The sequence below is a fragment of the Streptomyces noursei ATCC 11455 genome (assembly GCF_001704275.1).
GTDB classification, from domain to species: domain Bacteria; phylum Actinomycetota; class Actinomycetes; order Streptomycetales; family Streptomycetaceae; genus Streptomyces; species Streptomyces noursei.
The window spans coordinates 9091762-9108635 of sequence record NZ_CP011533.1; the positions used below are offsets into that span (position 1 = coordinate 9091762).

The 16874-nt window shown below is 70.9% G+C and carries 13 protein-coding genes and 2 pseudogenes; 8 read left to right on the forward strand and 7 right to left on the reverse strand.

Annotated elements, in window-relative coordinates:
- The first annotated feature begins 125 nt into the window (after window positions 1–125).
- Window positions 126–2345: an HAD-IIB family hydrolase gene (locus SNOUR_RS39070; protein WP_067356765.1), complete on the forward strand. Its 2220-nt coding sequence runs from the start codon at window positions 126–128 to the stop codon at window positions 2343–2345.
- 165 nt (window positions 2346–2510) lie between these two features.
- Here the strand turns inward: SNOUR_RS39070 and SNOUR_RS39075 are convergent.
- From SNOUR_RS39075 to SNOUR_RS49345, 5 genes and pseudogenes are all read right to left on the reverse strand, one after another.
- Window positions 2511–3641 (reverse strand): annotated as a pseudogene (locus SNOUR_RS39075) (alpha-hydroxy acid oxidase).
- Between the two features lie 99 nt (window positions 3642–3740).
- Window positions 3741–4727: an MsnO8 family LLM class oxidoreductase gene (locus tag SNOUR_RS39080; RefSeq protein WP_067356768.1), complete on the reverse strand. Its 987-nt coding sequence runs from the start codon at window positions 4725–4727 to the stop codon at window positions 3741–3743.
- 447 nt (window positions 4728–5174) lie between these two features.
- Window positions 5175–5714, reverse strand: coding sequence for a hypothetical protein (locus tag SNOUR_RS39085; protein WP_067356771.1), 540 nt, complete (start codon window positions 5712–5714; stop codon window positions 5175–5177).
- On the reverse strand, window positions 5659–6486 hold the full coding sequence (locus SNOUR_RS48765; protein WP_067356774.1) for an RICIN domain-containing protein: 828 nt from the start codon (window positions 6484–6486) through the stop codon (window positions 5659–5661). The genes SNOUR_RS39085 and SNOUR_RS48765 overlap by 56 nt, the downstream gene beginning before the upstream one ends.
- A 67-nt stretch (window positions 6487–6553) precedes the next feature.
- Window positions 6554–7321, reverse strand: a pseudogene (locus tag SNOUR_RS49345) (LamG domain-containing protein); the annotation flags it as partial.
- Window positions 7322–7648: 327 nt separating this feature from the next.
- On the opposite strand from SNOUR_RS49345, the gene SNOUR_RS46670 reads away from it, so the two are divergent.
- Complete coding sequence (locus SNOUR_RS46670) at window positions 7649–7810, forward strand: hypothetical protein (RefSeq protein ID WP_159426016.1); 162 nt, start codon at window positions 7649–7651, stop codon at window positions 7808–7810.
- Between the two features lie 591 nt (window positions 7811–8401).
- Window positions 8402–10153, forward strand: coding sequence for a serine/threonine-protein kinase (locus tag SNOUR_RS39095; RefSeq protein ID WP_067356777.1), 1752 nt, complete (start codon window positions 8402–8404; stop codon window positions 10151–10153).
- Window positions 10154–10253: 100 nt separating this feature from the next.
- Here the strand turns inward: SNOUR_RS39095 and SNOUR_RS39100 are convergent, their stop codons facing one another.
- Window positions 10254–10691: a MarR family winged helix-turn-helix transcriptional regulator gene (locus SNOUR_RS39100; protein WP_039639424.1), complete on the reverse strand. Its 438-nt coding sequence runs from the start codon at window positions 10689–10691 to the stop codon at window positions 10254–10256.
- 137 nt (window positions 10692–10828) lie between these two features.
- Here SNOUR_RS39100 and SNOUR_RS39105 point away from each other — a divergent pair, with 137 nt between their 5' ends.
- The 3 genes from SNOUR_RS39105 to SNOUR_RS46675 all read left to right on the forward strand — a co-directional run bounded on the left by SNOUR_RS39105 (window position 10829) and on the right by SNOUR_RS46675 (window position 14813).
- Complete coding sequence (locus SNOUR_RS39105; RefSeq protein WP_079143183.1) at window positions 10829–12928, forward strand: MFS transporter; 2100 nt, start codon at window positions 10829–10831, stop codon at window positions 12926–12928.
- Between the two features lie 161 nt (window positions 12929–13089).
- Window positions 13090–14217: an NADH:flavin oxidoreductase gene (locus SNOUR_RS39110; RefSeq protein WP_067356780.1), complete on the forward strand. Its 1128-nt coding sequence runs from the start codon at window positions 13090–13092 to the stop codon at window positions 14215–14217.
- Between the two features lie 422 nt (window positions 14218–14639).
- Window positions 14640–14813 (forward strand): hypothetical protein, encoded by a 174-nt coding sequence (locus SNOUR_RS46675; protein WP_159426017.1) that lies wholly within the window; start codon window positions 14640–14642, stop codon window positions 14811–14813.
- A gap of 163 nt (window positions 14814–14976) precedes the next feature.
- Here SNOUR_RS46675 and SNOUR_RS39115 read toward each other — a convergent pair whose 3' ends face one another.
- Window positions 14977–15579 carry a DUF2867 domain-containing protein gene (locus SNOUR_RS39115; protein WP_067356784.1) on the reverse strand — a complete coding sequence of 201 codons (603 nt, stop codon included), beginning with the start codon at window positions 15577–15579 and terminating at the stop codon, window positions 14977–14979.
- 102 nt (window positions 15580–15681) lie between these two features.
- On the opposite strand from SNOUR_RS39115, the gene SNOUR_RS39120 reads away from it, so the two are divergent.
- Both SNOUR_RS39120 and SNOUR_RS39125 read left to right on the forward strand, forming a co-directional pair.
- Window positions 15682–16242 (forward strand): TetR/AcrR family transcriptional regulator, encoded by a 561-nt coding sequence (locus tag SNOUR_RS39120; protein ID WP_067356787.1) that lies wholly within the window; start codon window positions 15682–15684, stop codon window positions 16240–16242.
- A gap of 88 nt (window positions 16243–16330) precedes the next feature.
- The gene (locus SNOUR_RS39125; RefSeq protein ID WP_067356790.1) at window positions 16331–16762 is read left to right on the forward strand and encodes a GNAT family N-acetyltransferase; all 432 of its coding nucleotides are present in this window, start codon (window positions 16331–16333) and stop codon (window positions 16760–16762) included.
- The last annotated feature ends 112 nt before the right edge of the window (window positions 16763–16874 follow it).

Genomic DNA, 16874 nt, shown 5'->3' on the forward strand with positions numbered 1-16874 from the left:
GGGCGGCGGCGGGGTGGCGTCCGTCGCCCGCGATGGGGTGACGAACCGGCCCTCCTGCCTGGCATGCTTAGCGGCTAGGCCCCACGGCCGACCGACCTTGAACACACCGATGACGAGAGGGGCCCATGGCCGAAAGAGCGAGCCATGCCGACGCCGGTGTGCAGCCGGCGCACACCAACGTCAAGGTGTTGGTGACCGACCTGGACGGCACCCTGCTGGGAGGCGACGAGGACGGCCGGCGGCGATTACGCCGGGCGTTGGAGCGTCACCCGGAGATCACGGTCGTCTTCGCGACCGGCCGCGGCCTGTCGTCCGTCCAGGCCCTGCTCCACCGCGATCAGCTCGTTCCGCCGCCCCGGTGGATCATCGCGGACGTCGGGGCGAGCGTCGTCGACGCCACCGACATGAGCCACGTCGACGTCCTGGAAGCCCAGCTCCGTGCGGCCTGGCCGGGCCACGATCGGGTGCGAGCGGCCCTCGCCCGCCGGTTCCCGCAGCTCGCCTACCAAGACGGCGTGGCTCAGGAAGGCCGCTGCTCGTACTACCTGCCCCCGCGACACCTCACCGAACATCTCACGGCAGCCGTCGAGGACTTGGGCTGCTCGTGGACATACTCCGACGGTCGCTACTTCGACGTCCTTCCGCCCCAGGCAGGCAAGGGGCCGGCAGTCCGCCAGCTGGCCCGCAAACTCCAGTGGCCCACCACCCGGATCCTCGTGGCCGGCGACTCCCTCAACGACCTCTCGATGTTCGGCCTCGGCACCCACGGAGTAATCGTCGGCAACGCCGAGCCGGGGCTGTCCGCCCGAGTACCCACGACCGACCGCGTGTACCGGCCGGAACTCCATGGTGCCGCCGCGATTCTCTCCGCCCTGGAACGCCTCGGGTGGGTACGGGACTCCGCACCGGTGGTCATCGGGTATCACCGCCCGCCGCTGCACTGGACCCGCGGCGAGTGGCACCGGCCCATGAGTCCCAATGGAATCCTCCCGACCCTGACCTCCGCCCTCGCCGACGGCAGCCCACACGCCTCCGCCGCGATCTGGGCGGCCGCCCTCGTCCAGGACGATCGGGCAGGTGTCCCAGGCGGCGTCCCAGCCGGCGAATCGGCCGGCGAATCCGCCCGTGTCCCCACAGGCGACCCGTCTGGTATGCCTACCGGTGCACCCGAACCGCCCACGCACCTTCCCATGGCGTTCCTGCCGGTGCCGGCCCGACGGTGGGCGGGCTACTTCCACGGCGCGTGCAAGGAAACGCTGTGGCCCGCGCTGATGTCCCAACCGCACCTCATCCGCCACACGGCGTCCCAGTGGGCCGACTACGAGGCGTTCAACGAGGACTTCGCCCGCCACCTCAGTACGCACGCGGAACGCGGAGGGACGGTCTGGCTGCACGACTACAACCTCTGGCTGGTCCCGGGCATCCTCCGGTCCCAACGGCCCGACCTGCACATCGGCCTGTTCCACCACACGCCCTTCCCCCACCCGGACATCTTCCGGCGGCTCCCCGTCGCCGAACAGCTGCGCTCCTCCCTCGCCCAACTGGACTGGGCCGGCTTCCACACCGCCTCTTCCGCCCGTCACTTCGAGGACCTCCTCGCCGACGCCAGCCACCCGCCGCGCACCGGCGTCCATCCCCTGGGAATCGACCGCCAGGCCGTCGCCACCCTGGCCCGCTCCCGCCCGTTCCGCCCCGCCTGCGACGACGGCACCCTGCTGGTCCTGTCCGTCGAACGCCTCGACTACGCCAAGGCCCCGGTGCAGAAGGTCCGCGCCATCGCCACGCTCCTCGAAGCGCGCCCCGAACTGCGCGGCCGACTCCGTTTCCGCCTGATCTGCCCGCCGCCCGAGCCGGGCATCCACGCCTACGACACCACCCGCGCCGAGCTCGAAGACGCCATCGGCACGCTCAACGCCCGCTTCGCGGCGCGCGGTTGGTCCCCGATCGACTACCACCCCTGTTCCCTGCCGTTTCCGGAGGTCGTCGACCACTACCTGGCGGCCGACGTGTTCTGGGTGACCTCGCTCGCCGACGGTATGAACCTCACCGCGCAGGAGTACATCGTCGCCAAGGCCGCCACCGGACGTTCGGGTGCACTCATCCTGTCCCGAGAGGCCGGCGCCGCCGAACACTTCGGCGCCGCCGCCCTGCTCACCGACCCGCACAGCCCACAGGACCTGGTCGACGCCCTGAGCCAGGCGCTGGACATGACTCCCGCCCAGCGTGAGGCACACACCGCGGGCCTCGCTGCCCTGCTCACCACGCCGTCGCCCGCTGCCTGGGCCCGCAGCATCATCGCAGGCATCCAACGAGCACGCGGGCCCCACCAGGAAGCATCCGGATAGCGGTCCGGCTTCCGGCGCGCCAGGCACGGCATGGGCGGCTGGAGATGGGGAAGGGTGGGGTGTTCGGAAGCGCCGACATCCCACCGCTTTCCGGTGGTTCACAGTCGACGGGTGCCGGGGCGGCCGGCGATGTTTCACGAGGTCCGTGCCGCGGGACGTCGGCGCTCAACCGGAGACGAGGCCGCGGGTGAGGAAGGGGATATCCGGTGTGCCTGCCAGGGCCATGGCACGGGCCAGCTCCGCGGTGAGCTCGGTGAGCTCGGTGAGCAGCCGTTGCACCCCGGCGGCTCCACCGACGGTCAGCGCCCAGAGCGTCGGCCGTCCGACGAAAACCGCCGTGGCGCCCAGAGCGCGGGCGGTGAGTGCGTGCCGCCCCGTGCGGACACCGCCGTCGACATGGATCTCGGCGTCCGTGCCCGCCAGGGCGTCGGCCACCGGTCGCAGCGCCCGGGCCGTCGCGATCGCGCCGTCCAACTGCCGGCCGCCGTGGTTGGACACCCACACCGCCGACGCGCCGGCGGCCACGCACTCACGGGCGTCGTCCGCGCGCAGCACCCCCTTGACCACCACCGGAAGACCGAGGGTGCTGCGCAGCCAGTCGATGGTTGCCGGAGTCAGGTCGGCCGCCTTCTCCAACCGCGCGGCCTCTACGCCTTGTCGGTCGACGTTGGCCAGGAGATGTTCCGGGGGAACGGTCTCCCACACGCTCGGGCCGGTGTTGTGTTTCTGCCCGACGACGGGGGTGTCCGCGGTCAGAACGACGGCTGTGGCCCCGGCCTGCCGCGCACGGTCCAGCAGTTCCACGGTCAGCTGCCTGTCGCGCAGCACATACGCCTGCACTCACCATGGGCCGGAGTCCGCCAGGGACGTGAACGGCACCCCCGCGTTGCTGGAGACGCACACCAGCGATCCCGCGGCGGCGGCACCGCGCAGCATGGCGACCTCGCCCTCCTCGTGTGCCGAAAGCTGCAACGTGGTAGGGGCGACCAGCACCGGTGTGTCGACCTCGGATCCCAGCACCGAGGTCCGGGTGGAGACCATGCTGACGTCCCGCAGCACATGGGGCAGCAGACGCAGTGCGTCCCAGTGCGCCTCGGCTTCCGCGGCCGACAGACCGGCTCCGGCGCCCTGACGGAAGTAGGTCAGGACCGGAGCAGGCGGACGCTGCTCGGCCTCGTGCGCCAACGTGTCCATCCACCGCATTCCGATGCCTCTCCGCGAGGGTCGATGTGGCCGCAGCGGCCAGTCGGTCCGAGCAGCCGTCATCCTGGACGTCCAGTCCATATCGATGCTCATGTCCACGTCCACCTACACGCCCACACTCACGTCCACGTTGACGTTGGCTCGGGCCGGCACGCCGTGGCGTCGAGCTGTGCTGTGCACCGCGTGGCCGTGCTACCGCGTGGCCGTGGCCTCGCAGTGCTGCCTGATGAGCTCGTAGGAACGGAGACGGTGGCGGAGGTCGTAGACGGGTGTGGTCAGCATCAGTTCGTCTGCTCCGGTCTCACCGGCCAGCTGGGCCAGTCGGCCCACGACGCTCTCGGGCGTCCCGATGGCCTGCTGGGCGCGGAAGCCGGCCAGGGCCTGTCGCTCGTCTTCCGTGAAGGGGTGGGCGGCCGCCTCCTCGGGCGTGGGGAAGGGGATCTCGCTCATGCCCTTGAGGAGCCCTGCCTTGACGACGCTCATCGGCCCGATGTGCCACGCCGCCTCCTCCTCCGTCTCGGCGCACGCCGTCTCCACGCACAGCAGCACTCGGGGCTGTTCGCACCAGCGGGACGGGGTGAAACCGGCACGGTACCGCTCCAGCACTGCCTGGGTGTTCTGCGGCCTGATGTGGTGTGCGACGGCGATCGGCAGGCCGAGTTCCGCGGCGAGGGCCGCGCCCGCGGTGCTGGAGGCCAGCAGCCAGGGTTCCGGCATCGGGCCGAGGGCGACTTCGTCGACCAGGAAGGACAGGATCGCGGCCACGTCGTCGTGGTACTCCGCATCCGTCGTCGGGCCGGCTCCGCGGCGCAGCGCCCGTGCCGTGGCATCGTCGAACGTGCCGGGGCCGCGGCCCACTCCCAGGTCGATGCGGTCCGGGTGCAGGGCGGCCAGTGTGCCGAACTGTTCCGCGAGGGTGAGGGGTGCGTGGTTGGGCGCCAGTACTCCGCCCGATCCGAGCCGGATGGTCGAGGTCGATGCGGCGGCGTGCGCGATCAAGACGACGGGCGGGAACGCGCCGATGGCGGGGGAGTGGTGGTGCTCGGCGTACCAGATCCGGTGGTAGTCCAGTCGGTCCAGTCCCTGTGCGAAGGCGGTGGTGTCGCGCAGGGTGTCCATGGCTCGGGTGCCGGACTGGACCATTGCGACTTCCAGCGCTGAAAGCGGTACATCGATCATGTCGCCAGCATAGGGAACGGCTGTTCGGTGCGGGGTTGGAGGCGCATGCCGCGCACCGCGGAGGTCGGTTTGTGGGGCGTGGCACTGCGACGAGGGCGAGGTTCTCGATGGTGACGGTCCCAATGTCGGTGCTATGGCGGACCGTTGGGGCTCCGGGGCGGTCTCTTGCGCTCAACGGACACCTGGCGACCGTCGACATCGCCGCCCCTTCGATGCCCGCGGACGGATGGGCGTGGTCGGCCCGGCGCGCCGTTCGACGCCGCGACCGACGCTTCCCGGCCGGTGGGGAACGCGTCGCGGAGCACGCGGTAGCGCACGCCGTCCCGCCACTGCCGTGCCGGAAGGCGATGCCGTGCGGTTCCCCTGTTGCCGGACGAGTGCGCCGGCTCGGCCGGTGCCGGGGCGGGCGTGACAGTCCCGCCCCGGCACCGCGCAGTCACGTGGGTGTCAGCCCTCCACGCCGTAGTACTGCGCGAGGAACCCGGTCACCTCCTCCGCGTGCGGCAGCAGCTCGGGCAGGTGCGCGGACAGGGCGGTGCACACGGCCTCGGCGAGTTCGTCGCGACCGGTGGCCGCGGCCTTGACGTACGGGTCGAGACGGCGGATGAGTTCGTAGTTGCTCTCCACGTCGAGCTCCCGCATGGTGCGCTCCAGCGGCGGGGCGCCGGCGGGCGGTACGGGCGGCAGGAGCCGGCTGACGAAGGTGACGCGGTGCATCACCCGCCAGCACGGCGGCTTGCGGTCCGACTGACGGGCCTGGCCCTCGTACCGGGCGGTGCCGGCTTCGTCGCCGTCGATGACGAACCGGATGTCCTGCCACTCCTGGACGTCGACCGACTCCACCAGCTCGATGTTCTGCCTGACGGGCTTGCCGTCGGGGCCGGCCGCGGTGATCTCCTTGCTGCCCTTGCGTTCCTGCATCGACCGCCCGCTATTGCGGACGACGGCGAGCCGGGCGAAGGCCAGCAGGGCGCCGGAGGTGCTCAAGGAGCTGGGCGTCGAGCGCCTCCACCCGCTTGCCCGCGTCGCGGATGTCGGGGTGCCCGAGGTCGTGCAGACGGACCCGCTCGAAGGCGACCAGGCCCTCGCCGGACTCGGTGACCGTGGCCGAGTCGTACTGGACGACGCGATCGTCCAGCCGATCGGGCGCGCAGACGGTCTTCTCGCTGTTCCGGTTGACCAGGGTGCTGTAGCCGTCGCCGCGGTCGTAGATGCCGAAGAGGCTGTTCCGGGCGCCGGACTCCCGTTGGTAGATGATGAGTTCACCGTCGTTGTCCCGGCTCGCGCCGGAGACGTTCATGTCCTTGCCGGTGTGGAGGTTGAGCACGTTGTAGAGCATGGAGCCGTTCCAGCTGGAGCCGGGCGGCATCTGGAGGGTCCACAGCGCCGACTTCGCGTCCTGGTCGGCGGTCCGGATCGGCGGTGGGTAGCTGCCCTGTCCTTGTCCGTCGCCCCGCACCGCGAGGTACTGCGGCTTGCCGTCCCGAGCGTTCTTGAAACGCAGCCGGAACGCCCAGCCGCCGAGGTCCTGCGACCGCTCGTGGTACGCCTCGCGCAGCCGCTCCGGCTCCGGCACGTCGGCGGTCTGCCGGGCGAGGCCGGCGACCTCGCCCTCCTTGGCCGCGATGTCCTGGACCAACTGCATTATCCGGCCGTCCAGTTCGCTGATGGTCTCGACGTCGGCGCTGCCGTCCGGCGCGGCGAGCACCGGCAGTTCGAGCTCGTCGGGGATCTGCGCGCGCCGTCCGTCGCGCCCCACGCCGAAGTCGACCGTGGCGAGATACGCCTCGTCGGTCGCCGTGCCGGTCCGGGGGTCGGGTGCGGACGCGGCCCCAGATCCGGACCTCGTCCAACTCCGCCCGGGCGCTGCCGAACCACAGGGCCTTGCCCGGCAGCAGCGGGCCGGCGCCGGCGTAGGCGCCGTCCGCGGTACGGGTGCCGACCTCGGTACCGTCGCGGTAGACGGTCTGGCGGCGCGTGGCGTGCTCGAAGACGCAGGCCCAGTGGTGCCAGGCGGTGTCGTCGCCCCGTACGTCGGTGTCGAAGTCGTCGTTGGAGAAGGAGAAGGTGAACCGGCTGTCGGCCCGGAAGCCCATGTGCAGGGAGTTGCGTGGAGTGCCCGTGGCGTCGCCGTGCCCCACGAGATACTCCTCGCGGTCGGTCTCGGTGCGCCGCGCCCAGAACTCGACCGTGAAGTCACGGCCGGCGAGCCCGGGCCCCTCGGCGACGCGCACATGGGCGTCGCCCTCGCCGAACGCCAGCGCGGTCTCCGCATGGCCTTCGGTGCTCACGACGGGTATCAGGGGCATCCCGGTGAACGGGCAGGTGCCGGGGGCCGGTTCATAGACCGCGTCCTGGTGGGCCGGGTCCGGACTGGTCCATGCCTGGGTGCCCTGGAGGTTGAACAAGCCGTCGTGGCCCTGTTCGATGTTGAAGGAGTCGATGCGGCCCGTGGCGTCGTTGTGCGCGAAGACCTGCCAGCGTTGGCGCCCGTGGACGGCGGTGGGCACCAGCAGGGCGGTGAAGTGCCCACCGGTCAGGTGGCGGACGAAGGACAGTTCCTGTGTGGGCTCGTGGAAGGGGCGGCCTTCCATGTCGGTCGTGCCCAGGCTGTCCTTGGCCGAGTCCGGCCGGGTCCTGTGCCGGCTGCGACGGTAGCGGGCCTCCAGGACGGGCTTGGGCTCCCCGCCGACGAGCAGGAACCGGTCGCACAGGGAGGGTGTCCGCGACCAGCGGCACCTTGGCGCCCGCGCGGTCGGTGACGTAGTCGTCGCGCTCCGGATCGCCGGAGGATCCGCCGCCGGCCAGCTTGTGGACCGCGTCGAGGTGGTCCGCGCCGATGGACTGGCGCAGCACGACGAGGTGCGTACCGTCCGAGAGGGCGTGGAAGGGTGCGGCGGCCGTGAGCCTCGCCGTGGTGGATGACCGGGTCCACTTCCTCCTCGTTCAGCCGCTCGCCCGCGGCCGCCTCCGAACGCCGGCCGTTCTTCACCACGGGTAACGAGGTGGCCCCGGCGACGGCGAACCCGGTGTCCGTGATCTCGGAAGGGAAGCGCAGCGGCAGCGGGTTCTCCGACCAGTAGGCGGCATCCAGTTCGCCCCTTGGCCTCATCATGGTGCGCAAGATCGAGAACCGTGTAGACCAGGCGCCGTTGGTCGTCCATCGCGAGGGCCACCGTGGTGCCCTGGTGGCGCACGGTGGTGGCGTGTACGTAAGTGCGGTCGCTGTAGACCTTGAGCAGGTGCCGTTCGCCGGACAAGGGCAGAACTCTCCTAAGAGAAGGATCATGTGAAGCAGCGAGGAAACCCCCGCTGACCTGCGCCGCTTCCCCGCAGGCGCAGCGATCGCACGATTTGCCGAAGCGACCGGACCGTCAAGGAAGGTATTGCGCCACCGCCGGGAATCAGATCCCCTGCGGCGGGCGAGGCGGACGGTGTGCCGCTGGCCGAGCCCGTCCGGTCCCGGCGGCCCGGCGGGCCGTGGGCCGCCGCCGGCCGTTCGGTTGTCAGGTCGGTTGTCCGGACGCCGCTCGGACGCATTTTCCGCGGACCGAGGCAACGGCCACGCCCCATTTGACGTCTGCATCGGCAGCGCAGCATTCGTCCGCGACGTGCGTCAGCGGGTGCCGCAGTCAGCCTGCCTGGCTCTTGAGGAAGCACGGCGTACGGCAGATATGGTGAGACGACGACTGCGACGACGTGAAAGTGGCAGATCCGGCGGAGGGCAGGCAGTGTCGGACGAGGGGCGGCTCATCGCCGGACGCTATCGGCTCATCGAGCGGATCGGCCGTGGCGGCATGGGCACGGTGTGGCGGGTGCAGGACGAGGTCCTGGGCCGCCAGGTGGCGCTGAAGCGGCTGCACGCGCAACCGCAGATGTCCGACGACGAGCTCGCCACGCTCTACGAGCGGATGCGCCGTGAGGCGCGCAGTGCCGCCCGGATCGTGCATCCCAACGTGGTCGTGGTCCACGACGTCGTGGACGACGCGGGCCAACCCTGCATCGTCATGGAGTATGTGCCGGCCGTCACGCTCAGCGATCTCCTCGGGCGGCACGGAACCATTCCGCCGGCGGAGGCGGCCCGCATCGGGTTGGCCATGGTCGCCGCCCTGAGGGCCGCGCACGCCGCGGGCGTACTGCATCGCGACGTCAAGCCGGGCAACGTCATGCTCGGTGCCGAGGGCCGGGTGGTGCTCACCGACTTCGGCATCGCGATGACCGCCGACGCCTCGACCCTGACCAAGACCGGCGAGATGGTGGGGTCCATCCTCTACATGGCGCCGGAACGCATACGCGGGCGGAAGCCCGGACCGGCTTCGGACCTGTGGGCACTGGGCGCGACGCTGTATCAGGCGGTGGAGGGTCGGCCGCCGTTCCACCGGCCCACCGCGATGGAGGCCGCGTACGCCATCGCCGTCGACCCGCTGGAGCCCATGAGGCGGGCCGGTCCACTGGAACCGCTCATCTCGGCCTTGCTGTCCAAGGATCCGGACGAACGGCCGTCGGCGGAGCAGACCGGACGGGCCCTGCGGTCCGCACGATTCGGGGAATCGGCCGCCCCGACCGCACCGTCCGTACCGACCGCGGTGACTGGGCCGACCGTGGCGCCTGGGACGACCACCGTGACTGGGCCGACGGCCGTGCCTGGGCCGACCACGGTGACCGGGGTGACCGGACCGGCCGTGGCCTCGTCCCCGGATTCCGCTGCGGGCCCGTCCGTCGGCCAGGACGGCAAGGTCCCGGCTCGGCCCTCGGGCACGGAGGACGAGACGGTGCCGAGCGACCCCGCCCGGATCGATGGCGGCGGGGACCGGCGGCGGGGCGGCAGACGCCGCGTTCTCGTCACGACCACCGTCACCGTGACGGCAGCGGCCACGGCCATCACGGGTGCGCTCTACGCGACCTCCGACCGGGGTACTGACACACCCGCCGCCGGCGTCCCGAAGGACCCCTCAGCGGTCGCGTCCTCGTCCGCGCCACCGCCCATGCCCGAAGGTTTCCACCAGGTCAGTGGGATCGGCGCCGCCTTCCGTGTGCCGGACGACTGGAAGATCATCAAGCAGTCGGGCGAGTCCGTCACCTACGGCGACAAGTCGGGCCGGGCCGGCCTCACGGTGGGGATGGTGGAGCCCGCCGGTTCGAACCCCATGCCGCACTTCACGGACATGGAGACCAACACCAAGGTCAACTACCACGTGTACCGGAGGCTGCGCATGCAGCAGACCGCGTTCCGGGGGCAGCCGGCCGTCGTGTGGGAGTTCACGTTCCAGGGGCGGGCACGCTCGTACCGCGGCATCAAGCTCGGCTTCGGCCGCGAGGGCGGCCGGGAGTACGACATCTACCTCTCGGCGCCGGAAACCGAGTGGGACACCTACCGCCCCGTCTTCGACAAGGTCACTGACGCATTCGCGCCGATCGGGCGCTGAGTCTCTGACGCGGGCGGGGGCACCCTGCGCTCATCGAGGCTGTCGGGCATGAAATTCCGCGCCCGAGTGGGGACGGGAACGGGAGATCGTCGGCGGGTCGTCAGGTGCTCTCCGCCGCTGGGCGCAAGCGGTCCAGCAGGGCGTAGAGCGTCGTGCTCTCGACGTCGCTCAGGGCGTCGAGGGCGCCGTGCGTCTCCTGCATCTCCTCGCGCACACGGCGGATGATCTCGCGGCCCGCGTCGGTCGCGACGACGTTCTTCACCCGTCGGTCCGCGGGGTCGGCCGCACGGCGGACCAGCGCGCGGGCCTCCAGACGGTCCACGATCCCCGTGACGTTCGACGCGTCGCACGCCAGGACGGCAGCGAGGCCGCGCATCGGCAGCGGGTCGTCGAGCTGGGCGAGGACCTTGGCCTGGGTGGCGGTGAGGCCGTGGTGGGCCGCGGTGGTCGCGAAGTCACGCCACTGAGCGGTGCCGATGGCGGCGAGCAGCTCCAGCAGCTGGAGCTTGGTCGGGGCCTGTGGGGCGGTGGCACTCATGGTGGGAGCGTACTCAAGATGCTTCACATCATCAATTGTTTACTTGACTGCCTGAACTATTGAGGTCTACCGTCTACGGAAACGCTTGATGACCTGAAATATCTATGAGCTGAAGCACTGAGAAGGTCCCGCCAGCTATGAGCCACGTCGTATCCGCCCCCGCCCCCGCCGCCGGGCAGCGGAACGAGACGATCATCGTCTTCGCCCTGAGCCTTGCCGCCATGGTCGTGTCGATGATGCAGACCCTGCCCGTCCCGATCCTGGGCCTGATCCGAAACGACCTCGGAGCCTCGGCCGCCGATGTCAGCTGGGTGACGACCGCCACCCTGTTGTCCGCCGCCGTCTGCACCCCGCTGCTCGGCCGCTTCGGCGATCAGCACGGCAAGAAGCCCACCCTGGTGGCCGTGCTCGTCGTCATGGTCGTCGGCTCCGTCATCGCCGCGGTCGCGGGCTCGCTGCCGCTGCTGATCCTGGGTCGGGTGCTCCAGGGAGCCGCCACCGCGATCTTCCCACTGGCCCTCTCCGTGCTACGGGAAGAGGTCCGGCCGCAGAAGCTGCCCGGCGCCATGGCCCTGGTCAGCGGCACCCTCGCGTTCGGCAGCGGGCTCGCGCTCGTCGCCACCGGCCTGCTCACCTCCGGGGCGGACGCGGACTACCGCAACGCCTTCTGGATGGCCACCGGCTTCGCGGTCCTCGCCCTGCTCGCCGTCGTCTTCCTGGTCCCGGCGACCCGGCACAAGAGCGGCGGACGCACGGACTTCCTCGGTGCCCTCACCCTCGGCGCAGCCCTGCTGCTGCTCCTGCTGCCGATCTCCCAGGGGCACGAGTGGGGCTGGGCCTCCGGTCGTACGCTGGGCGCCTTCGCCGGCGCGGCCGTCATGATCGCGGTCTGGGTCCTGACCGAGCTCAAGGTCCGCGAACCGCTCGTCGACATGCGGATGTTCATCCACCGTCCGGTCCTGATGGCCAACCTCGCGGGCATCCTCGTCGGCTTCGGCATGTTCGCGAACTTCCTCGGTGTCTCCTACCTCGTACAGATGCCCAAGGCGCTCACCGGCTTCGGCTTCGACGCGTCCATCCTGCGCGCGTCCGTCCAGTTCCTGCTGCCCGGAGCGATCATCTCGCTGCTCGCCTCGCCCGTCGGTGGCCGGCTCGTCCGCCATCGCGGCCCCCGGCTCGCGCTCGGCATGGCCGCCGTATGCGGAAGCATCGGCTTCGGCTGGCTGGCCCTGGACCACGCCCACACCGCCTCGGTGATCGGCGCCGGCCTCCTGACCGGTGCGGCCGTCAGCTTCGGCTACGCCGCCATGCCCGCCGTCATCATGGCGAGCGTCCCGCACCACCAAAGCGGCATCGCCAACGGCATCAACTCGATATCCCGCTCCACCGGCAGCGCGATCGGCAGCGCCATCGTCACCACCATCCTGGCGTCCAGGACGATCGAGCACCTGCCGGCGGGCGTTCCGCCACTGCCCGCCGAATCCGGCTTCACCCTCACCTTCGGAATCGGGGCCGTCGCATTCGTGCTGGTCGCGGTGATCAGCTGGCTCGGCCTGCGCGCACCGCGCGACCCCCGGGCGGCCGAGGCGGATCCGGCACGTGCGAGCAGCTCGTCAACTCCGCATGCGGAAACGGCCGTTGCCGATCGGGCCGCGGGGTCCGCGGTCCAGGACGATGCCGTCCCGGCCGACGCCGTCCTGGCCGATGCCGTTCCGGCCGGGGCCGGGTTCCACGGCCTGGTTCGGGACGCCGCCGGCGAGGTGCTGGGCGGTGCCGCCCTCACCCTCATCGCGCCGGACGGCCAGCAGGTGGGCCGCACGCTCTCCCGCCCCGACGGCCGGTACGCCCTGCACGCCCCAGCCGGTGGCCCGTATGTCCTGATCGCTGCCGCCGACGGCCACCAGCCGCAGGCCGTCCCCGTCACGGCGGGGGCCACCCCGGTCGCGTACGGCATCAGGCTTCCCCGCGCCGCAGGAGCGGCCGGTGCGCAGGTGCGGGGCACCGTGAGTGCCGGAGAGAGCGGCCGTCCGCTGCCCGATGCCCGACTGACGTTGGTCGACGCCGCGGGGAACGTCGTGCGCACCACCCTCACCGACGCCGGGGGCTCGTACGCCTTCACCGACGTGACCGCGGGCGACTACTCGCTCATCGCCAGCGGCTACCCGCCCGTGGCGTCGCCGCTGGCCGTCGAGGGCCACGGCACGGACGGCTTCGACGTGCACCTGGTGCATCCCTAGGCCGTCTCCGGGATCACAGGGCAACTCGCCGTACTCGCCGTACCGGTGCGATGCCACCGCCCGCACGCTCGCCCCCGCGTCCCGTCGCCCCACCTGGCGCATACCTACCAATACCCACCAATACCTGCTGACAGCCACTGATACGCACAAGGAGCATCCCGATGACCGTCTCCACATCCTCCGCCTCCCGCGCGGCCGAGATACTCTCCCGGCCGGTCGCGCTGAACGGCCTGACCGTCCCGAACCGCATCGTGATGGCGCCGATGACGCGGACGTTCTCCCCGGGCGGCGTGCCCGGCGATGACGTGCGCTCGTACTACGCCCGTCGTGCCGCCGCGGGCGTGGGCCTGATCGTCACCGAGGGGACCTACGTCGGCCACGAGTCCGCGGGACAGAGCGACCGGGTGCCCCGCTTCCACGGTGAGGAGCAGCTGGCGGGGTGGGCGAAGGTCGCCGAGGCCGTGCACGAGGCGGGCGGCACGATCGTGCCGCAGCTGTGGCACATCGGCATGGTGCGCAAGCAGGGCGAGCCGCCCTACGCCGACGCCCCTGCCGTCGGCCCCTCCGGCATCCGCGTCGACGGCACCGAGGGCGCCGGCAAGGCGATGACCCGGGGCGACCTGGACGATGTCGTCGGCGCCTTCGTCGAGGCCGCCGTGGCCGCCGAGCGGATCGGCTTCGACGGCGTCGAACTGCACGGCGCCCACGGCTACCTCCTCGACCAGTTCCTGTGGGCCGGCACGAACCGCCGTACCGACGCCTACGGCGGCGATCCGGTGGCCCGTACGAAGTTCGCGGCCGAGATCGTGGCCGCGGTCCGCGAGAGCGTCTCGGCCGAGTTCCCGGTGATCTTCCGTTACTCGCAGTGGAAGCAGGAGGCATACGACGCGAGGCTCGCCGAGACCCCGGAGGAGCTGGAGGCGATCCTGGCCCCGCTCGCCGCGGCCGGCGTCGACGCCTTCCACGCCTCCACCCGGCGCTACTGGCTGCCGGAGTTCGACGACTCGGACCTGAACCTGGCGGGCTGGACCAAGAAGCTCACCGGCAGGCCCACCATCACCGTCGGCTCGGTCGGCCTCGACGGCGACTTCCTCCGTGCGTTCGCAGGTGAGGGCGCCGCGGTCGGCAGCATCGACAACCTCCTCGACCGCATGGAGCGCGACGAGTTCGACCTGGTCGCCGTCGGCCGCGCCCTGCTCCAGGACCCGGAGTGGGCGGCGAAGATCCTGGCGGGCCGCTTCGACGAACTGCACCCGTATGACGCGGCGGCGCTGAAGACGCTGAGCTAAGCGCGCCGGCCGGGCCCTCCACGGGAGGTGATCCGCGCGAACGCCTTCCGTGGACGACGCCACGGCGGCAGACATGACGGCCGCGCATGACGCAGGGCACCGGTGATCTCACCGGTGCCCTGCTGTCGTTCCGACGCATGCCGCGACCACGCCCGGCCACGGTGTGTGCCGTCGGGCGACCCGAACCAGGGTCCAAGTCACGTATCGCGGAACCGAGTTCAGCACCGAAGCGCCGGCCGGGTTCAGGGCGGATCGCGAAATGCCGTCGGAAGCCTGATGTGCCCCGTGCTGCCTCTGGGGCGTCCGAGGCAAGCGGCATTGGCACGTCATGCCTTCTGGCGCGAGCGTCAGAGCCGGTCACACGCCCGTACGCGAACGAAACGCCACGTGAGAGCGGCGGCAAGAGAAGTGCCGGCGACCACATGACCGTCCGGTACCAGGCGGACGATCCGCGGGTGGTCGCCCGTGAGGACGATGTCGGTGGCGGTGGGGCGGTGCTGTTGGCGATGACGGCGGGTGTCGGGGCCCTGACCTTCCTGCTGCTGCCGGTCATGGCAGCGGTCCAAGCGGTACGCCGGCGGCTTTCTCGACGCTAGAGACTGTCCGATGGGTCAAGGCGTCCGGTGCGGAACTCCAGCCCCGGACACCCTGGCGGCCGCACGCCGTCCGGATCGGCATCCGAACGGCGTGTCACGTCGCTACGGGGCAAAGGCTTCCTGATGCGGCACTCGTTCTGCGCCTGGCGGGACCCCGTCGGCGTCAGTGCGTGCGCCGGCGGGAGGCGTTCGTCTGCCACTCGCGGCCGATGGAGCGCATCAGCGCCGGGTACACCCCGAGGTGGCGGAAGGGTTTGATGGCGGCCATGTAGAGGGTTCCGAACGGCCCGTTCGGCTTCACCAGGACGGCCATCTGGCCGCGGTAGCCGCCGGATCCGTCCGGGACCCAGCCGATGTGCATCACCGCGTGCACGGTCTTGTTGGCCATCTCGGCCGCCCACTCGTCGTCCCGCTGATAGAGGGAGGTGAACGGGGAGGAGCCGAGGTCGGGGCCCTGGGGACCCTGGCGAAGGTCCGCCGGCATCCGGTCACGCAGAGAGGGCAGTCGGGTGCCGATGCCGTTGCCGGCCGTGTCCCAGCCGAGCAGTGCTCCGAGCTTCCAGCGGACGGCGAAGAGCGTGCGGGAGACGAGACCTTCTCCCTTCACCCCGCCGATGAGTCCTTCGGCGATCTGGCGGACCAGCCAGGCGAGGTCGTCGGGGCCGCCGGGGGTGGGCAGCGCCCATACGTCCTCCACCGTGAAGTCGTCGGCGATCTCGTGGACCCGCCAGGGGCGGTCGGTGTGGGCAGTGCGGGGAAGTCGCATGAGCAGACCCCTGTCCGTGATCTATACGGTGGCGTATAGATCGAGCGTAGATCCATCTATACGCCCCCGTATATTCGGTGGGGACGTGAGGAGGCACACATCATGGGCGCGACCCGCACGCCACGGGGCAAGTGGATCGAGGAAGGGCTGCGCGCACTCGTCGCAGGCGGCCCCGAAGCGGTCCGGATCGAGGCGCTGGCGCAGGCACTCGGCGTCAGCAAGGGCGGCTTCTACGGATACTTCCGCAATCGGGACGCGCTGCTCACCGAAATGCTCGACACCTGGGAGTACGAGGTCACCGAGAGCGTGATCGAGCAGGTCGAGAGCGGCGGGGGAGGCGCCAGGGCCAGGCTGGCGCGACTGTTCGGCATCGTCGCCGCCGCCGCTGACGGGCCGGTGCGGGGCACCACCGCCGACATAGCGATCCGTGACTGGGCCCGCCGCGACCCGGCCGTCGCCGAGCGCCTGCGCCGCGTCGACAATCGCCGTATGGACTACCTGCGTTCGCTGTTCTCTTCCTTCTGCCCCGACGAGGACGAGGTCGAGATCCGCTGTCTGATCTCCGTCTCGGTGCGCATCGGCAACCACTTCTACGCCGCCGACAACGGCCGGCGCAGTCGCGCGGAAGTGATGGAGCTGATCAGGCAGCGGCTGTTGGCTTAGGGCCGGCCATCGGGATGTCCGGGCCGCGCCGAAGCGGGTGGGCATCGGGCCGTGGGCAGGTCGCCGTGCACCTTGTAGCGTGTAATGCATGGATAGCGTAAACGACCCTTACGAGTTGCGGGTGGGAGTGCCCTCCGTCGAGGTCTTCCGTCAGCTGCGGAACGATGCCGGGCTCTCCGACAAAGCCCCCGAGGCGGTGGCGCTCGCCCTGCCCAACACGTGGTACGGGGTGGTCCTCCACCACGAGGGCAAGCCCATCGGCATGGGGCGGATCGTCGGTGACGGTGGCACCGCCTTCCAGATCGTCGACATCTGTGTGCATCCCGCGCATCAGGGGCGTGGCCTCGGCAGACGCATCATGGCCGCACTCACCGAGGAACTGGAGTGCCGGGCGCCCGCCACCGCCTATGTCTCGCTGATCGCGGACGGGCCCGCGCGCTTCCTCTACGAGAAGTTCGGCTTCGCGGACACCGCCAGGCACGACTCGATCGGCATGTACCGCCTGATGGGCGCGAGTTGACGGCTCCGTGCCCGGATGCGCCGCACCAGGCAGGGCGGCCGGTCCCGGAGGTCGGTCGCCCTGCTGCCGGGAGGCGGACGCCGCCCACCGCATCAAGGACGTTCCACGCCGC

Bases quoted from the DNA above. Each gene is read 5' to 3' on its own strand.
- SNOUR_RS39070 (WP_067356765.1), top strand. From the start codon at position 126: ATGGCCGAAAGAGCGAGCCATGCCGACGCCGGTGTGCAGCCGGCGCAC.
- SNOUR_RS39080 (WP_067356768.1), bottom strand. From the start codon at position 4,727: ATGATCGATGTACCGCTTTCAGCGCTGGAAGTCGCAATGGTCCAGTCC.
- SNOUR_RS46670 (WP_159426016.1), top strand. From the start codon at position 7,649: ATGACCGGGTCCACTTCCTCCTCGTTCAGCCGCTCGCCCGCGGCCGCC.
- SNOUR_RS39095 (WP_067356777.1), top strand. From the start codon at position 8,402: ATGGTGAGACGACGACTGCGACGACGTGAAAGTGGCAGATCCGGCGGA.
- SNOUR_RS39100 (WP_039639424.1), bottom strand. From the start codon at position 10,691: ATGAGTGCCACCGCCCCACAGGCCCCGACCAAGCTCCAGCTGCTGGAG.
- SNOUR_RS39105 (WP_079143183.1), top strand. From the start codon at position 10,829: ATGAGCCACGTCGTATCCGCCCCCGCCCCCGCCGCCGGGCAGCGGAAC.
- SNOUR_RS39110 (WP_067356780.1), top strand. From the start codon at position 13,090: ATGACCGTCTCCACATCCTCCGCCTCCCGCGCGGCCGAGATACTCTCC.
- SNOUR_RS46675 (WP_159426017.1), top strand. From the start codon at position 14,640: ATGACCGTCCGGTACCAGGCGGACGATCCGCGGGTGGTCGCCCGTGAG.
- SNOUR_RS39115 (WP_067356784.1), bottom strand. From the start codon at position 15,579: ATGCGACTTCCCCGCACTGCCCACACCGACCGCCCCTGGCGGGTCCAC.
- SNOUR_RS39120 (WP_067356787.1), top strand. From the start codon at position 15,682: ATGGGCGCGACCCGCACGCCACGGGGCAAGTGGATCGAGGAAGGGCTG.
- SNOUR_RS39125 (WP_067356790.1), top strand. From the start codon at position 16,331: ATGGATAGCGTAAACGACCCTTACGAGTTGCGGGTGGGAGTGCCCTCC.